Source organism: Rhodococcus sp. DMF-1, from assembly GCF_021441945.1.
GTDB classification, from domain to species: domain Bacteria; phylum Actinomycetota; class Actinomycetes; order Mycobacteriales; family Mycobacteriaceae; genus Rhodococcus; species Rhodococcus ruber.
Genome location: NZ_CP090442.1, coordinates 775,983 through 794,192, shown reverse-complemented (window position 1 = coordinate 794,192; position 18,210 = coordinate 775,983). Strand labels below are relative to the sequence as shown.

Here is an 18,210-nt window from a genome sequence, read left to right as displayed (position 1 = left end):
GACACAGATATGACTGTAGTAGGTTTCGACTTCGGCACCACGAACAGCTTGGTGTGCGTTGTCGACGCAGAGAAGGTCCATGAACTTCTCGACGACCAAGGGCAACCGACGCCTTCGATTGTGAAGTACGAGGGCGTCCGAAAGTTGGTTGGCGAGGAGGCCAAACTTGCCCTCGACGCCAGCGGCCTCGGAGTGCACGGCGATTTCGTGAAGTCGCCCAAGACGTATCTGGGTGACGAGACCATCACGGTAGGTGGGGTCGAGATGAGCCCGGTCGACGTGGCACACGATGTGATCGAACACGTGAAGAACCGCGCGCTGACTTCGAGACGGAACAACGACTACCTCTCGACGATCTCGGACGCGGTCGCGACAATCCCGGTCGATATGAATGGCCACCGTCGCCGCGCTCTTCGAGAGGCATACGCTCGCGCGGGGATTCGAGTCGTCCAGTTCGTCCACGAACCGTTCGCGGCTCTTTACGGCCATTTCCGGCCCAAACTGGGGACAGATTTCGTTCGTCGATTCGATCGGAAGAACATCCTGGTGGTCGACTGGGGTGGCGGCACCCTCGACCTCACGTTGTGTCGCCTCGAAGACGGGAGAGTTGTCCAGCTCCAGAACAGCGGCACCGGCGAGTTGGGTGGCGACATCTTCGATGATGCTCTTCGGAACTGGGTGCTCATGCACGCCACCGACGAGCCCGGCGATGTAGATCCTGACCGTCGACGACAGCTCCGCCACAAGTGTGAGAATCTAAAAATCGAGCTGTCCGAAGAAGAATCCGCAACGCTGTACATCCGGAACTTCAATCCAGGCACTGGAGCCGCGTTGATGCACCAGGTGACCCGATCGGACCTCGAGACCATTGCGAAGCCGCTCATCGACCGGGCAGTGGACCACGTGACCTCCCTACTGGACGCGGCGCATATCAGCGACTCGCAGGTCGCGCTGTGTCTGGTGACCGGAGGCATGTCCAGGATGCCCGCGATCGCAGCCCGTCTGCGGGAGTTCTTCGGGGCGCACCGCGTCGAAGTATCGAAGAACAGCGGCACGCTCATCGCTCAGGGCGCTGCGTGGATTGCATACGACCGCCAGCAGTTGCAGTTGGCGAAGGACATCGAGGTTCGGTTGGCTCGCGGGTCCTATCATCGGCTGCTGCGCGCCGGCACCCAGGTGCCTTTCGAAGGGCAGGAGTTGTCGGGCGATGCCGTGGAACTGTACTGCGCCGATCCTCGGGACGGCCACGCAAAGTTCCAGTTCTGCGCTCCGAGCCGACCTGGGGGTAACGCGCAGCGGTCGGATCCTCGCGATGAACTCGGGAATCTCAGTATCGATGTCGACAAGTACGCTCGGCCGTTCATCGAGCGCTTGACGCTACGGACAGTCGTCGATGCGGACGGCGTGCTCCATGCGACTGCAAAGTCCGAGCTCCGAAAGGTCCCCGAGACAGTGTCGCTGCACGATCTCGAGTTCGGTATCTCCCTCGGCTCCGCGCACTCGGTCTCGGGTATCGCTGATGACCCGGGCCCGCCGGCCATGGTCCAGGATGAAGCTCCCGAGCCGGGTGCGGTCGTGATCCGCGCCAACATAGCCGACAAGAAGGACGACTTCTACGTGCCCGGCGAGCTGCTATACACGTATAACTCGACGTACTTCAGTCGTGCGAAGAATCCGCCGCACGTCCAAGACGACGAACGCCTCTACTACCAGCCCTGCGGGGTGTGTAAGCGTCAGTCGAATGATCCTGAGTGTCGCTGCGGATCCAGATGACCGATGTGGGGTCGCGGAGGGTCGACCGTTACCAATGACGGCTCCTCCGCGACCGCAATGGTCACCTCGTCGCGAGCGCTGCTGCTCGCGAGCGCTATTCATCGATCTCGCGTCACCTCACGTCCGCTCTGCTAGAGCGGGTGATAAGTCATGCAACAGTGGAGCCAACGATGCCGAGGGGTTTCTCGACCGGGACCTGGGGAGTCACGCCCAGGTCGAGGGCCTGTTGATCGGGTTCGAGCCAGGCCCGGGCTCGTTCGAGGAGCATTCCGAGTTCGAGTTCGAGGTCGGTGTCGGCCGAGCCGATGTGTTTGACGATCCCCTGCCGGCCGCCCACGTATAGGGCGATCTGCACGGCCGTGGCTCCGGACTTGGTGCGCACCTTCCTGACAATCGCCACTCGCCGAGCCTAGAACCCGCGCTGCTGGTGCGTGAAGTCAGGCCGATCGCGACGAGAACCAGCAGTTCACAGACGTGGGCCGCCATTCATCCCGAAAACGTGAGCCAACTCGGGTCAGAGGCGCCCGTCGCCGAGTAACCGTCGGTCACCGCTCCACCAGTACCCGCAGCCACATCGAGTGCGACGTCCTCACCGGTACTCTTGCCCGTCCCGGCAAGCTTCGAACTGGTCGATAACGAGGGAGCGACCGGAGCCCTGAATACACTCGCGACGGTGGCTGTCCGCAGCGAAGCACCGATTCAGGACTTCGATCTTGCTCGGTTCGGCGAGGAGTGGTCCGACGATGTCTCCGTCGACAGCGGTCACAACGGATGCGACACCCTCAATGACATCTTGCGTCGTGACTTGACGGCCGCGTCTCTCGACCCGCAGTCTGCGTGCATAGTCCGTTCCGGAACGCTCGAAGACGTCTACACAGGGGATTCGGTATCCCTCGACGACCTCGTCATTGACCACGTGGTCTCGTTGACCGACGCATGGCGGAAGGGTGCACAGGACCTCCACGCCAAGGCTCACAAGAACCTAGCCAACGATCCTCGCCACCTTCAGTCGGTAGCACGGAGCGTCAGCGCAGAGAACGGGAGAGATGCTTCCGCGTGGCTGCCACCAAACGAGAACTATCAGTGCACCTATGTGACGCGGCAGGTCGAGGTGAAGGCGGCCTACCAGCAGTGGACCACGATCACCGAACACTGAGCGCTCGAAGAAGAGTTGCGCACATGTGGCGGCGTGGCTCCGACCACAGCGCCGGCGACTATTGAGTCTACGCCGTCGCCGACCACCGAGAAGTGCGCACCTCCGCCGGCTGCATTCGTTGCTCCTCCCCTGCACACCGAGATAGCGCCGGACAGTGGTCACAGTGGTGGCTGCAGACAGAACAGCTACATCAACGTCGATGGCAACCGCATTCCCGGTCCCGTCCAGGCACCACAGCTCCCACCCGAGCGTCGGCCCGCTGCGACGACGGCACGTACTCGTTCAGCCAGAACCGAAGTGGGACGTGCTCAGGCAATAGCGGGGTAGACGAATGGTTGTGGTCGGGCGGGGGGGCACCCGAAGCGCCGCGGGCACGTCAACTACCGAGTTGCCTGACAAGTTCGTAGGCGCGGGCCGGACTGCTCAGCTCCGCGATTCGCCGCTCGAGCACTCGAGTCGCCTCGTCACGCCAAGTAGCCTCTCGAAGCCTGTGCCGCACAGATTCCGAGAGGCCGGCGCGTAGATCCTCGCGGGAGGCGAGAGCACTCAAAACCTGATGTCCTGCGGTGGCCAAGTCCATGCCCTCGGAGACCTCAAGAGTCCACCAACTGCTCCCGCGCAACGCGAGCCACGGGTCCGCAGGGTTCGGGGCAGACTTCGCTACCGCAAACGGAGCCAACAGTTCCGCCAGTTCTGCACGAACGTCGGAGAAGTGGATGAGTTCGGGTTGCGCCTTGGCGCGCTTCACCGCCCAGAGCAGAACGACGAACTTGTAGGCGGCGCTCCGGCCGCTCACCTTGAACACCTTGGTTGTTTCCAGGTCCCACAGGAGTCCACCACATGAGTGCTTGCCTCCGTGGTCGACGACGAATCCCAAACCCGTGAGACAGTCAGCGACCGTCGCCAAACCACCCGAGAACTCCGAGCTACCACAGAAGTACCCCGTTGCATATCCGTGGGCAACACCCGCGATCGCTTTCGAATCGTAGAACCGTCCGCGGTAGACGAGCCTGAAGTTCCTCGCTTCGGCGTATCCGCGTCGCCGCAAGAACTCCGCCTGTCCGAGCTCGTCGAACTCTTCGAGTGCGGAGAGCACCGCGGGTCGGGTGATGATAGACAGATCAACCTTGAAATTCACATGTATCACCCTAGTGCGCGCCCGAAGCCATTTCGCATCCCGCAACAGTCCCCCTTTCGGGACCACCCAAACTTCATCCCGCGGAGGAACTTTTGTTTCCCAATCCGTGGGGTCACTCTTGCTCGGCCCGGGGCTCAACCGCAGTCGGGTGTCATGGCCGGAATCCGGTCGGGCTACCCTCGCCAAAGGTCGGTCACCCGATTTCCGATGAAACACACCCTAACGAGGCGTTCTTTCATTTCGGACACACACACCAGGGTCGGAAAGCAAGCGAATCGTGGTCGACGACGCCCTTTCCTCCGAGCTTGTCTCCCGTGCTGTCACATTAGACTGCGACGACCTCCGAGGAACGTATCGAACCCAGGGGAGTTCCGGGAGGCGCCGACAGCCTCGTGCGATACTTATTGCCGACGCTTGCGCTCGCCAAGTCTACCGATGCTGTGATGCTCCTCGATGGCGACCAACGAATCGTTGAAGCGGACTGGAGCGTCTGCGATTCCACCCCGGCCAACACCGAGCACAACGCTGAGTGGGAGAATCATGCCCTAGACCTGCTCGGTTGTGTTCCTCAGCACTTCGCGAATTCGAAGGACGGTAGCAGTGACGACGCAAGCGTCGTTAAGAACCTCCGCGAGATCCTTCTGTGGGCACGACAGAACATCTACTACCTTAACGGCAATGTGCCAGAAGCTGCGATTCTCGCGGAAACCGAAAAGTGGGACCCCAACTCGACGACCTCCAGCGCGAAAGCACGGTTCGTCGAGATCGCGCGAGCGATCTTCGGGCACTCGAAAACTGCGAGGGTTCCCGCTTCGGACATCCTCAATGCACAGCGAATCCATCTCGGCCGGCTGGATGAATCCAGCCCGCTGATCAAGTCGGCGTTTGCTGCGGTCGATGCCGTTCGGTAAACGCTAATGGCTCGCGCGCGCGAGCGGCGACAGCTCCGTCGTCCACAAGACCGCCAGCCTCTCGCGCGCCCTGGAGCCCGCGACGTAAAGAAGGTTTCGAAGCTTGTTCTCCTCGAGCTCCCGTGTCGGCCCGGACATCTTCTGGACGTAGTACGGAGGGAAGGTGTCGGCACCGAGGCGAGGCAAGGCCACGGCTCGGAACTCGAGACCCTTCGCACGATGCATCGTCATCACGCGAACTGCATTGCCGAGCTTGTCTTCTTCCGACCTCTCGGTCACCACCACGCTGTCGATTCCTGCCCCCGACAGCAAATCGGCGATTTCGCTGACGGTTGACTGGTCGAATACGAAGACAGCGACGTCGGATGCACGGATCCCTTCTCCGATCCAGGACTTGATCTGTTCGACCAGCCCGGCATCTTCGTTCTTGAGGGACACAAAATCACGTACATCCGGTTCCGGGCCGCCGAATACCGACCGCGCGCCGGCAAGAGTGTCGGACGCGAGGTCGAGGTCGTCGACATCATGGTCGACCGTCGTCAAGCACCACCGCAGGATCTCTCTCGATGTCCGGTAGTTGATAGTGAGCCTGCGCGAGCGACCTCGGGTTTCGATCCCATAGCGAGACAAGGGGGCCGGCCGCCCGTAGATGCGCTGGTGTGCGTCACCGACAATGAAGAGATCGTCGGTATCGGGAGCAATGAGCGCGCGCAACAACTTCCAGTGCGCGGGGTGAAGATCCTGTGCTTCGTCGATGACGGCATGCCGATAGCCGAACTGGTCCCGCAGCGACGGGTCTGCCACCAACATCGCCGCTGCCTGCGCGGCGAGTTGGGTGAAGGTCATGTATCCCTGCGACCTCATCAGCCGTTCGAACTGCTCGACGACCTGCCACACGTCGGCACGCTGCGGCCGCGTCAATCGCTGACTGCGACCGCTTCGCGTGACTCGGAGGTACCCAGCCTCGTCCACGATTGCATTACCCAACACGACCTGCGACCACTCGTCTGCGAGGAACTCCGGCTCCCACTGGCCGACGGCAACCAACGCCGCACTGGACCAGAGTTCCTGGACCTGCGGAGAATCGGCATCGACGAACTTCACTGAACTCACGGCCTTGCGGCGCGCGTCCGAGGCAGTAACTACCCGGCGGGCCAACGCGTCGATATTGACGACATCGACTCGATCGACGATCTCCGGACCTGCCAGTTGTTTCAATTGGAACTCGATCGCGCGAGACAGGTTCTTGGTGAAGGTCGTGAACAAAACCTTCTGTGCGGACGACTCGGCGTCGAGCCGACGAGCAAGGTGACGCGCCCGGTGGATTGCAGTCACCGTCTTTCCGGTGCCTGCTCCTCCGGTCACGCGGAACGGACCGTTCCATCCCGTGTGCTGGGCGAGCTTGCGCTGCAACGGATGCAGCCACACGCGCCACTTCGCGAAGTCTCCTTCGAGAACAGCACGCAGTTCTTCCTCGTTCTCACCGTCGTACGTAGTGAAGCTGAGCCGCGACAGCGGACGCTGCAGAGCCGCCTCGAGGTCGTCGACATCGACCTCGCCCGGATCCTCGATCACCAGGTCGGCCCACACCTCGTCGGGACTCTTACCGTAGGCGAGGTCGAGCACGGCGTTCCCCTGCGAGGATGGCAGTGCGTCCGCGATCGCCATGAGGTCGTCCTCGTCCGTGACCTTCATCAGTTGCTCGGCGATCTCGGGGGCGACACCGAATCGCTCGAGGTCCTTCTGCTTGACCTTCGCAGGCATGATCGGTTTTGCGGACGCTAGGACCGCTGGGGTATTGCGGGCTTTGTCGACCGCCTCCTCCAGCGCGATGGCATCGAACAACTCCGCGGCGCCGGTTTTGGCGTTGACCTGGAGGGTGAGCTTAGAGGCGTAGTCGTACGCGGCATCGTGCTTCTTGACCGCCACGAGATACAGGATTGCGGTGCCATCATCCTCACCTGCAACCACGAGCACCGCACGGTAATGGTCGGTTACGCGTGCCGTGCGCACCCGGTTGTTCTGCGCCAGCTTCGGGATCTTGTAGTCGAGACCGGGAGCCTCAGGGTCCCGCTGGATCTTCATGATGAAGTCCACGACGCGCTGCTTGACGCTGCCCTCGAGGCGATCGTACGAGCTGTCGAACAGGTCGTGCATCCGCACTTCGGCCTTCACTGCGTACTCCCCTTCACCGCATCTTCGATCTCGCGTGCAAGAGTATCCGGCTCGAACGCCCCCTCCGCGGAGGCTACCGTCCACCCGTTCTTCTCGAGCCACTCGTCGCGGTCTGCGTCGCGGTCGACGACGATCGCGACCTTGGTGTCGGGCCAAGCCAGCTCAACCTGCCACACAGACTCCTCAGGTCCGACCTCGGAGCCCGCCTCGGGTACGTCGACGCCTTCCTGAGCCATGATCTCGATGAGCCGGGCGAGAACAGGGTCGGTGTAGTCGCGCACGAGCGACCACTCAGGGCTCAGCTCGATCGCCGTATCCGATATCTTGCCGAGCCCCGATCCCGCCAATGGGATCAACGCGCCCGCGAATGGACCGTCCGAACGCCGGGTCCAGATCTCGACCATGCGCATCGGCAGGTCGTGCCCGAACCGGGGCCGCGTGAGGAATTGGAGAACATTCGACCATCGCAGCCAGTCGCGCCAGCGCGCGACGTGCGCCGGGCCGCCGACCTCCGATGCACGGTCGTCAAGCACGCACAGCACCCCGAGGGTCGACACATGATCGTTCGGGTCCGCGACGATCACGAGCGGCAGCCCACTCAGACCAACGCGGGGCACCACCATCACCGAACCTGCCGGATCGGATGCGGGCGTCTCGCCCGCCAAGAAGGAACTCAAGCCCACCATGAGGGCACTGGGCGCGAGCATGATCGGTGCCTCGGATCCGTGCTTGCCCGCGTTGACGATGGAAAGCACGGTTCCGTCCGCACCCGCGCCCCACACCCCGGCGTCGGGATCGGCCAGATACTCGATTAAAAAGTCGATCGGGTTACCCCACATCGCTTTCAATCGCTGGTCGTCGATTCCGGTACTCGCCGTGTTCTGCATTTGCTGGTGGATCAACGGAGGCACCGTGGCCTTCAGCGATTTCGACAAGAACGCCTGCACGTCGTCCCAAGCGATCGACCACACCCGTCGACCGTCGCGACGCAGTGCGTCCCGCTTCCGCGCGTCGTCGGCGGTGTTGTTGTGTTGGATGCTCGCATGGTACTTCTCGCCGTCGAGGTAGACCGCCACATCACATCCCTGTGCGTCACTGCGCGTGAACAAAAAGTCGGGCTGTGTGGTGATCGAGCCCGCCTTGAGGTCAACCAGGGGACGCATACGCCAGCGCCGCGGATCGCCGTTGGTGTTCGCGAGCCGGAGGTCGAGCTCCTGTCCGTTCGACCCGACGGCGGTCTCCACGGACCATCCGTCCCGGCTCGCTATGCGTTCCTTGAGCGCTTCCCGGAACTGCAGCTCGAGCTCGCTCAGTTGGACTTTCGCGATGTCGACGGTGCTTACCGTGGGGATGGTCTCGACTTCCCAGTCGCTGAGGAACTCGTCGAGCATCTTGAGCGCGGATTCGCGGGAGGCATGGGGCATTTCGCGGGAGGAGAGGACGCCGTAGAGGCAGCGGTGGCAGGCCGCGCGCCCTTCGAGCCGGCACGGGCACGTCGCGAGCACGTCGCGGGCGAGGGTGAGGATGCCTCGAAGTCGGTCGGGCTGGCCGAACCTATCGAGGTATCCGGTACCGCCGGGGACGGTGTCATGGAGGACCAGGAACCGCCGCACCGACCCTGTTCCGTCACTCATGCCGGACGCGACGACGTCGAGGTGTTGCGGGTCGCCACCGAAATCGCGACGCAGTCCAAGCAACAACGCGCCCTTGAATGATGTCATCGTCGTCTCGAAGTGCAGTAGCGACACCGGCAGCAACAGGCGGACGGCCTGGGTGCGCAGTTCGTGGGACAGCAGCAGGCGTTCCCACGTCTCGGCGGTCCCGCGACGGGTGGCGCAGAAGCCTCGGTGCCTGGTGCGGTCCTTCTCTGTCGGCCGTGTCGCGACCACACCGCAGTGCGAGCACGTGGTGAACCCGGCGGCGGTCACTGTCTCCCCCGCGATCATCGTCTCACCGCCCGGGGCGTCGCCGAGCCCGACGTTGAGCGATCGGATGACAGCGGATCGCGCGTACTCCGCCCCGAACACCGTGGCCTTCAACTTCCATGCGTCGACGATGTCGGCGGGGTCGATGTCGACGCCGGTGATCTTCGTGAAGAACGTTCGGGTGCGGTCATCGACGTCGTCGTCGATGAGGACGTCGTCGAGTCGGTGCACCGCCGAAACCTTATGCAGCGGAAGTACCTTGTGGACGGCACCGGAGTCGGTGACCGCTCCGCTGTGGCAGCGCGGACAAGACGCGAGCGACGCTTCGACGTTGGTGGTTCCCCACCCGCAGGACGGGCACAGCCGGGTGCGAGACCACAGTGGTTGGGACAGTGGGCCGACGTCGACGGCGTCGACCTGAACGCGTTTGCCGTTGGCGTAGAAGTAGGCGCCCGGCGCCAGTTCGGTGAGCGCGTTGCTGCTGCTGCGCTCGTACGTCAGGTCGAGTGCCTGTGGTTCTGGCGACTGGCCGCCCTCGTTCGCGGTCCACCATAGGTGCACGTCCAGAGTGGTTGCGTCGTCGAGGAGGTTGTAGTTGGGAAGCAGGCCGACGCCGCTCAGGCCGGTCAAGGTTTCCTGGCGGCCGCGCTCGCGCAGTTGGTCACCGAGCGCCCGGGACTCCCCCATGCAGCGCTTGCGGTCGTCCTTCTGCTGGTCGTCGAGGTGACCGTGCTTGTCTAGTTCGGCGACAGTCTGCGCGAGTTCGTTCAGACGTTTCCGGATCTCGTCGGTTTCGGTCTGCCACGCCAGCGCCACGCGTGCGGCCTCCTCCCGCAGACCTGTTGCTGCGAAAGCACGGACCGCCTGCTGCGCGTCGACAACAAGGTTGTTCCCGAACAGCGAGAGAAACTCGGTGCTCAGCGCGTCCGCGTCGGCGGTGACCGCGTCCACCACGGATCGGAGCCAAGCTCCGTCGTCCATGCCCCCGCCGAGTGCAACACCAAGCTTGGACGGCATCACCGGAAGCGTACCGAGCCCACCCGCAGCGAGGCGGTCGAGTGCGAAGGCGAAGAACTGCCGCTGTAGTAACTCGGTGGCGTTGAGGTAGGCGCCGGGCGGCAGCACCTCACCGGCCAGCAGGTGGGTCGGCTCCGCGAAGTAGTAGAGGTCCCGCGGCGAGCTGGGTACGGCGGCGAGGACAAACGCGTTGCCGGTGGAGCGGCCGGCGCGGCCGATCCGCTGAAGGTAGTTCGCGGTAGACCGCGGCAACGACGCGAGCGCGACGGTGCTCAGATCACCGATGTCGATGCCGAGTTCGAGGGTGGGTGTGCAGGCGAGGATGTTCGGATCCACGGGTGATCCACCCGTCTTGAAACGTGCCTCGACTTCCTCCCGCTCCTCACGGTCGAGCAGGCCGGTGTGCTCCTCGCTGACGATGCGTCGGATGTGACCGGATCGGTACATGGTCCGGTAGAAATTCGTCGGCTCGATCTCGACCGACGCCAAGGTGCCGGGGCAACGCATTCGCGGGCAGGGCGCTCCGTCCCAGAGGGCGGCGCGATTCGAGGCGGCGGGTTGCACGTGGTGACACACCGGGCACTGCAGCCGTTCGATACCGTTGGGATCCAGAATGATGCGATCTGCGGTAAGGCCGTAGATCTTGGATCCTTTTTCGCCGCTGCGACGTTCGAGCGGACCGTCGTCGCCCGCGAGGATGTCGACGACGTCGACGAGGAGGGCACGAGCCTCGGGCGCGGTGACGCCGAGACACCTGCGGGTCCAGTCGGTAAGCCGCGACTCGCCCCGCGGACCCAACGCGATGAAGTCGGTGTCGCCTGCCGCGCCGGTGGTGAGGAAGCCGGGGGCTGGTCGACCGGCGGGGAACTTCGGCATGCCCTCGGCGCTCCCACCCCAGATGGACCACCGCTTGCCCTCGTCGCGGATGTACCGCGCGAGCCACCGGTGGTGAATGCCGCCCGTCGTACGCAGCTGTTCGAGCAATCCGAGGATCCAGATGTCGTAGCGCGGACCGGGATACACGTCGGTGTCGATCGCGAGCTGCTTCGGCCGGTCGTCCGGCACGTCGAGACTCAACTGCTCGGCGGGGCTTCGACTCAGGGTGAGGCTGAGTTGCGGAAGGTTCTGGTGGATGTCGCGGGCTAGCGACGCGAACTGGTCCAAATCAATGTCGATGTCGACGGCGACCGCACCGGTCAGTTCGAGCGTGCGACCTGTGCGGGCGTTGAGGCCGGCTTCCAGGTGCGCCTGGAACGCGATGCGCACGTCGAGTAGGTCTCGCAACCATCCGTCGACGTCGTGTTCCAGCCAGGCACCTTCGGCGCCGGTGCGGCGTACGAAGTCCGGTGGGGTGATCGAGTACAACTGCGCGACCGGAGTGTCGGACGACAGTCGTTCTGCCGCCGTCTGGAGCGTAGTGCGTTTGCCGCGGGCGGCCGCGAGCAGTGCCGAGCGAAAGTTGAACTGGAAGGCACGTCCCTCGATGAACGCGGCGCGGTGGGCCGCGTCCTGCACGGAGTCTGTGAACACGAGGGTCTTCTTCTCGTCTTCCGCAAGCAATGGGGAGCCGAATTCACTGGTGAGGCCGACGCTGAGGAGGGTGGCGACGCTGGATCCGAGGAAGCGGATCGCGTTGCGCGCACCGCACGCCGGACACGTCTGGTCGACGGCCGCGTCCTCACCCGCGGTGCAGTGCACCGCAATGGTGTTCGCGCTCGATGTGGAGCCAAGCTCGAGGGTGTCCACGTCGATGAAGCTGACACCCTGGTCGGCGGCGTCGGCCAGGAGCAATGCGCGGGTCTTGTGTCGCGTAGCGGGGCGTACGCTGTCGCGCCAGATCGTCTGCGGCTCGTGCGCGAAAGAGTCCCCGAGTTCGGTGGTGGAGGTCATCCATCCCGAGTGTCCACACACTCGGCAATGCACCGCCGGGAGGTAGGTGCCGTCGGCGGGCGGGCCGTCGTGCCACCAGTCGAAGCTCGGCTCTCGGGACACCTGGCGCAGCATTCGGGTCAACTCCCGCACCCACAGCTGCACCTGCACGTTGAGGAGGGGACGGAGCGAGCCGTGGTCGTCGCGAATGCGGGCGAGTGACAGGAGTGCGAGGAATTTCAGGAGCGCTTGCTGCACCTCGACGGGCCTGCTGGCGTTGTGCACGCCCCAGGCCAGGACGCCGGCCTGAGTGATGCGGGTGACGGCATCTGGTGGCGTAAGGGGTTCATCGCTCAAAGCGTCGATGACGGCTCGGGTAAGGAAGTGGGTGCGAAGTACCTCACCGATCGCGACGGGGTCGGCGTAGTCGACAGGCGCGGCGTGGGCGCCCTGTTCGCCTACGGGCTCGAGGACGGCGCGCGCCAAAGGTTCCCACGACCCCTCCACAGCTGCATCGGGCATCGGCGCCTCGAGGATGACCTCAACCGCCGGAATGTCGAGGCTGAAATCGACATGCGGGACCACGTCGGCAGCGGTCAGAGACACTTCCGTGACGAGCGATTCAGGCGGGAACTCAGTTCCGAAGATGGTCTCGGCGAACTCACGCAGCTCATTCGAGCGGCTTCCCCCACCGAGCGTCGCGGAGGTCGCAACGGGGGTAACGCGGCCCAGTGGGCGGCCGGTCTCGGCGACGCCGATTCGTGCGCCGAGCCGGCGGATGAGCATGGCGACGTCGGTGCCCTGCGCGCCGTCGTAGGTGTGGAACTCGTCGAGGACGAGGTACTGCAGCGTAGAAGCGGCGTTGTCCCATAACGGGTTGTCACCCGCCCGTAGGAGCAGCAGGTCTAGCATCTTGTAGTTGGTGAGCAGGATGTCTGGTGGGTTCTTGCGCAGCTCGTCGCGGTTGTCGACGAGCTGGTTGCGGGTGGGAGTGCGACGCCGCCCTGTGCCGCCGATGTAAACGCCGGCGGTGACCTCGCTCAACCGCGGGTCATCGTGCAGGTAGTTCGCGAGGCGCCGCGCCTGGTCGGTGACGAGCGCGTTCATGGGGTACAGGATGATCGCCTTGATGCCCTGCTCGCCGCGTGCGGTCGCCCTCCGCGCGTGGTCGAGGAGCGGGACGAGGAACGACTCGGTCTTACCCGAGCCCGTTCCGGTCGTCACGATCGTCGGCCGTGCAGCGCCGTCCCGAGTCGAGAGCCGATCGAATGCTGTGGCCTGATGCTGAAATGGGCGGAACCCTTTGGGCATCCATTCAAGCGGCGACGTCCACTTCGCCGACACTTCCTGGTAGGGCGTGCGCACCTTCAGGTACGGGCCGCGGAAAATCCCGGTCTCCGGGTTCCTCAGGAACTCGCTGAGCGCCGATCCTGCGTTGGGGTCGGCCAGAGCGAAGGTGGTGGACAGGTACTCGGTGATCGAGTCCTTCGTTTCCTCGGCGAGCAGGGACGGGAAGGTCGGCGCCGCGATGTCACCCATTCAGACCGAGCCTCCGTTCGAACTCCGCGTACGCGGTGCGCATCTCGGCCTCACGGTTGGGCTTGAAGAACCACGGCTCGTCATGGTTCTCGTCGGGAGGGAACGGCGTGTAACGGTCGAGCAGGTCGCCGCAGTCCTCGCCTTCGAGGTAAGCCTGCAAGAGCTTGTAATCATCCTTCTGCTGCTTGACACCTTGAGCGTGGTGGTCCTTGGCGATCTTCCGCCCATTCGCATCGAAGTGCATCTCGTACTCATATTTCCGGAGGACCGGGAACTGTGCTCGGAACATCAATGCCAGGTGGTCAGCTGTGAGTCCGAGCATCAGAGCGGCAAGGGCATCGATTTCGACCAGGGCGGCACGCCGCTCAAAATCGGAGCGTAGCGGGGTATCCATTGTCCACTCCGGCTCGACGACTGAAGATTTGGCTCCAATAGCAAAGTGAGACGTCCAATAATCGTCAGAAAATTCATCCCGATAAAGCGTTTCCCACAATGGCGCATATTCACGGGTTAGGCAATTGAGGCGAAGGGTGCGTAGAAGGAGGTACGGCCAGGCCATATGTTCAATCGGAGCCGGAAATCGTTCCACCAACTCAGCGTTCACATGAGCCGATCCACTGACCTTAATAAGATAGTCAAACGGCAACGAGGCGAGGAGACCCGCGACCAGAACGGTGTTCAGCGAATCCGTCACTCGCGACGAAATTGCAAACTCACCTCGCTTGCCAGCTCCAATCACCGACGACCGGACGGCGTCGACATGTGCTGTGCCCGGCGGGATTATGGCAGCATGCAACGAGCGCTCCAGCCCTGGCTGCGTCATATTTCGCCATGCGACACGCCAGTAGACGGTCGCTGGCAAACCGTCCCACGAGGGAAGACCGTTGTCATAGACGCTACGTTCACATTCGCGCTGGTAGTTTGTAGCGGGAATCGCGTCCTCCGCGATGCTCTCGAGGTCTACTAGCTTCCAGTCCTTGTTGGACTTACATGGATTGTTGGGCTCCCTCGCAATCGGGTTCGCGACTGTAAAATTCGGGCCTTGATAGATGACCTCATCCCAGCTCGAGGCAGCAGCAGTCTTCCATTTCAAGTATCCAGCCGTTTTCGACATCTTTTCATTCCAAACGGCCGAACACCTATAGCTCAAATCCCCGATTCGCACCTCGTGCCGCGCGAACACGCTCAGCACGTCAACATGCTCACGGGTCAACGGACGAACCAACCGCGCTGCGTTCGAGGGCGTTCCTGGGGGATCAAAAAGCTGTGCCCAGTCCCGAAGAACCGACGTGTCGATCATTGTTACCCGTGACGAATGCGGCCGTAGGTCCCATCCGCCCCAGGGATATTGAGTCCCTGGGACCTCGCCCAATCCATTGTCCACTAATGATCCATCAACCGTAGAGGGGTCCTGAATCGTACACATATTCAGGAATTGCGGTTCGTTAGGTGCACCATATACTGAGACACCGAATGCGACGTTGTTGTCGACGTCACTGAACAACAGCAAGTTATTGCCGAACTGCCAGTGTCTCCTGAGACGCGAGTAGGTCTGCGCACGCATGTTACCCGCCTTCGGATCAGAGAAATGGCCTTCCGGATGGATCAACGCGGCGATCCCGCGGTGCCCCGATCCGCGCCACACCCGCTCCATGAAATTCGTATAGAGATTCGTTCTCACTCCAGTAAGCACCGGGTGCTCCACTGATGAGCCAAGGTGCGCCGCTGTTCCTGCCCAAGCCGAGATGTCTTCTTGGTAACGCTGGAGCACGCCTGCGTTCGAAAGCAGTGCAGATCGTCGCGCCGCGAACGAGTGCTCTGGGATCCGCTCCTCGAGGCCAAAGAAAGGGTCAAAGTCCGCAAGCGCAGTAGCCTCGACCCAATCGGGTCGCACCCAAGGCGGATTACCCACCTGCAGGTCGAATCCACCGCGCTGGAAGATCTGCCCGAAGTCAAGTTCCCAGTGAAAAAAGCCCTGCTCCTCGGCAATTCCGCGCGCAGTCCCTAACCACTGATGTTTCGACACCAGCTTCCATACCGGCCGCATGCCATAGAAGTCGCGCTCGAGTTCGTCCATCTCCGCTAGCTGACCGAAGCTGTCAACGGTTTCGTGGAACATGGCCTGGGCCTCGTCGCTCTTGCGTACGCCGTCGAAGCCGAGCAGCCCTTCGAGAGTGACGATCCACTCCTCAAGGCTGGGCGGACCCGGGTGATTGTCGTCATCGCTATCCGAGTCCTCAACCGATCCGGTCAGCGGCCAGAACCACATCGCGCACCAGGTGTCCATCGTGAGCCGCAGCCGCATGTACGGACCCTCGGGGTCGAGCAATTCCGACTCCACCTGCTCACGAGGAACAGCCGCCTCGACAGCGGGAAGATCAACTCCCCAGACGCTGATCTGGCGGGAAATCTCACGCTCGCTGATCGCGAGGCGACGAAGCGTCAGCCCCCACAAGCGCTCAACACGGCGGGACAGCGCCCGCAGCCGGTCGAGCTGCCTTTTGTCCGGCTTCTTCGTCACCTCCTTGCGCCACTTCTTGAGGGCGTCCGCTGCTTCCGGCATCAGTTCCTTGGCCTGCTTAGCGTCTGAGACGGCAGCCCAGCCACTGGCAGGCAGGAGGAAGTGGTGAATCTCGCCGTCGCCGATCGGCCCCTCAGACAGCGGCCGGTCGACGGGCGGGGTCGTGAGCCAGCTCTTCTTCGCCTTGCCGAGCGACGTGAAGTCGTAGGTGGCGCGTCGGGCGCCGATTAGAGAGTTTCCACGCCGAAGGTGTAGACCGAACCACGGGGCCTGCAGTCCGCGGTGCATCACATTGAGCCATAGGGACACCTCAGCCAACTCCACGGCGGTGGCATTCAGGTCTACTCCGTAGGCACGGTGCAGTGCCAAATACGCCTTCACCTTCTGCAGCTCGGTGGTGTACTGCTCCGGCTCGATCCGCTCCCCCAGCTCGTTCTGCCGGCGGACCAGGTACTCGGCGGCGAGCTGGTTGATTGCCTCGTTGAGGAAGGCACCGCTGCCGAGTGCCGGCTCACAGATGCGGTACTCAAGTATGTCGGCCGCCGTCGTCTCGTGGGTGATGAGTTCCGCGAGTGCGTGCTTGACGACGGTCTTGGTCAGCACCTCGGGTGTGTAGTAGGAGGCGCTGCGCTGCCGGTCGCGGCCCGAGAGCCGGAATACAAAGCTGCCCTTGGCATGCCGGACGATGTCCTTGCGCCCCGTCAGCCGGTCCTCGCGCCATACGATGTCCTCAGCGGCGTAATCACCAGACTTGGTGGAGGGCACAAGCCACGAGCCCTTGTCGGCGTTGCCGTCCTTCGCGACTTCGACCATGTCATCGTCAGCGATCAGGCCCGAGTACGACATCAACCCCTCGTAGACGGCACCGAGCTGGTTGATGCCGAGCTGGGCGTAGGAGATGTAGCCGCGTTGCTTGTTCTTGTTCTTCGACGGCTTCGACAGGAGCAGGAGGGTGAGCACCTCCTGCAGCACCCGATTGCTGATTTTGACATCGTCGATCAACGGGGTGCGATTGGGATCGAACAGGTCCGAGCGCATCGCCTCGAACACCAGCCCGTCACTGTCCTCGGTGCCAGCGCCGTGACCGTCGTTGACGAGCCGAAACAACAGGTCCAGTGACTCGTGCAGGTGATGGCCGTCGGCCGAGCGTCCGGTCAGGGGGACTTGGATGATCTCGCGGAGCCGGTCCAGGCCGTACCCGGAGCCGTACTCGGGCGCACCGACGGGAAGAATGCCCAGCTCTGGACGAGCTTCCGCGAAGAGTAGGAACAGGATTCGGTACAGGAACCTCAGCGACTGGATCGTCAGGTCCTTTGGGAGTTCCGGGATCCCCTCGACAGGAAGGCCTGCCGCGCGACGCTGCGCAAGCACCTCGTTGGCGATCTTCTCGATCGAGATGCGCAGGCCCTCGCGGAGATCCTCGCTGACGCCGACGGCGTGCTTCTCGGAGTCCTCGGTAAAGGCATCGAGGGTCGCCTTACCGTCGTCGTTGGGCAGCAGCACGTCCGCAGACCAGAGTCCGGCGTGGTGAGCGAGCTCGCCAGCAGCCTTCTCGTCGCGCCGGTCCAATGCGGTCGCGACGTCGAAGGCAAGGTAGCGACCCTCCGACCACCGGGCGGCGTCCGTGAGCAGCACCGTACCACCGGCAATCACGAGCAGGTATCTCGGTGCGTGGTCGCTGACGAACAGCTGGGTGATCGACTTGGACACCGACGCAAGCTCTTCGGTCTTCTCGCTGGTGATAGTCAGCTGCAGCGGGTGCAGCAACTCGGCGTCGTCGGAAAACAGGGAGTCAGCGTCGGCCGTAGGCACTGCCTGCAGGATGTGCAGGGCGTCGGTGTCGGCCGCGCCGGGGAATCGCGCGATCAGCGGGACGGATATCGGCGTCTCTCCCTGGAACGTCTCCAGCACGGTCTCGCTCGCCTCGAAACCGACCGCCCGTAATAGACTCTCGTGCGCCTCCGCGACCACGGTGGCGTAGTCGGGATGCGTCGGATCGGGAAGGTCGCCCAGCGTCCGAAGGTAGCTGCCACTGACTCCGATCAGACCCTTGATCGGCGTGGTCTTCTCCTGGTCCGCGCGTTCCTTCCAAACCTTCCCCAACTCCTTCAGTTTGCTGGGAAAGACCTCCGCGAGCCAGTGCTCCGACAAGTAGTCGTTGACATTGGAGATGGAGTCGAACATGG

The 18,210-nt window shown here is 63.2% G+C and carries 8 protein-coding genes and 1 pseudogene; 4 read left to right on the top strand and 5 right to left on the bottom strand.

Annotation, left to right across the window (positions count from 1 at the left end; genetic code table 11):
* The first annotated feature begins 9 nt into the window (after positions 1 to 9).
* Entirely contained in the window at positions 10 to 1,773 is a 1,764-nt protein-coding gene (locus LZP97_RS03690) for an Hsp70 family protein (RefSeq protein ID WP_048773001.1), read from the top strand.
* A gap of 175 nt (positions 1,774 to 1,948) precedes the next feature.
* On the opposite strand, the pseudogene LZP97_RS03685 reads toward LZP97_RS03690, so the two are convergent.
* Positions 1,949 to 2,173: pseudogene (locus LZP97_RS03685) on the bottom strand (IS1634 family transposase); the annotation flags it as partial.
* A 273-nt stretch (positions 2,174 to 2,446) separates the two neighbouring features.
* Between LZP97_RS03685 and LZP97_RS03680 the strand changes: the two are divergent.
* On the top strand, positions 2,447 to 2,929 hold the full coding sequence (locus LZP97_RS03680) for an HNH endonuclease family protein (protein WP_053085920.1): 483 nt from the start codon (positions 2,447 to 2,449) through the stop codon (positions 2,927 to 2,929).
* A gap of 92 nt (positions 2,930 to 3,021) precedes the next feature.
* Positions 3,022 to 3,336, top strand: a complete 315-nt coding sequence (locus tag LZP97_RS27370; protein WP_082170380.1) for a DUF3761 domain-containing protein — start codon at positions 3,022 to 3,024, stop codon at positions 3,334 to 3,336.
* Here the strand turns inward: LZP97_RS27370 and LZP97_RS03675 are convergent.
* Complete coding sequence (locus tag LZP97_RS03675) at positions 3,306 to 4,067, bottom strand: hypothetical protein (protein WP_082170381.1); 762 nt, start codon at positions 4,065 to 4,067, stop codon at positions 3,306 to 3,308. The genes LZP97_RS27370 and LZP97_RS03675 overlap by 31 nt on opposite strands.
* 443 nt (positions 4,068 to 4,510) lie before the next feature.
* On the opposite strand from LZP97_RS03675, the gene LZP97_RS03670 reads away from it, so the two are divergent.
* Positions 4,511 to 4,978, top strand: coding sequence for a hypothetical protein (locus tag LZP97_RS03670; RefSeq protein ID WP_152693022.1), 468 nt, complete (start codon positions 4,511 to 4,513; stop codon positions 4,976 to 4,978).
* 3 nt (positions 4,979 to 4,981) lie between these two features.
* Here LZP97_RS03670 and LZP97_RS03665 read toward each other — a convergent pair whose 3' ends face one another.
* From LZP97_RS03665 to LZP97_RS03655, 3 genes are read right to left on the bottom strand one after another with little or no spacing between them, the layout of a single operon-like run.
* Positions 4,982 to 7,153: a UvrD-helicase domain-containing protein gene (locus LZP97_RS03665; protein ID WP_234574970.1), complete on the bottom strand. Its 2,172-nt coding sequence runs from the start codon at positions 7,151 to 7,153 to the stop codon at positions 4,982 to 4,984.
* Positions 7,150 to 13,503 (bottom strand): DEAD/DEAH box helicase, encoded by a 6,354-nt coding sequence (locus tag LZP97_RS03660; protein WP_048773011.1) that lies wholly within the window; start codon positions 13,501 to 13,503, stop codon positions 7,150 to 7,152. The genes LZP97_RS03665 and LZP97_RS03660 overlap by 4 nt, the downstream gene beginning before the upstream one ends.
* The gene (locus tag LZP97_RS03655; protein ID WP_048773014.1) at positions 13,496 to 18,208 is read right to left on the bottom strand and encodes a hypothetical protein; all 4,713 of its coding nucleotides are present in this window, start codon (positions 18,206 to 18,208) and stop codon (positions 13,496 to 13,498) included. Before LZP97_RS03655 ends, LZP97_RS03660 begins: the two co-directional genes overlap by 8 nt.
* Positions 18,209 to 18,210 lie beyond the last annotated feature (2 nt).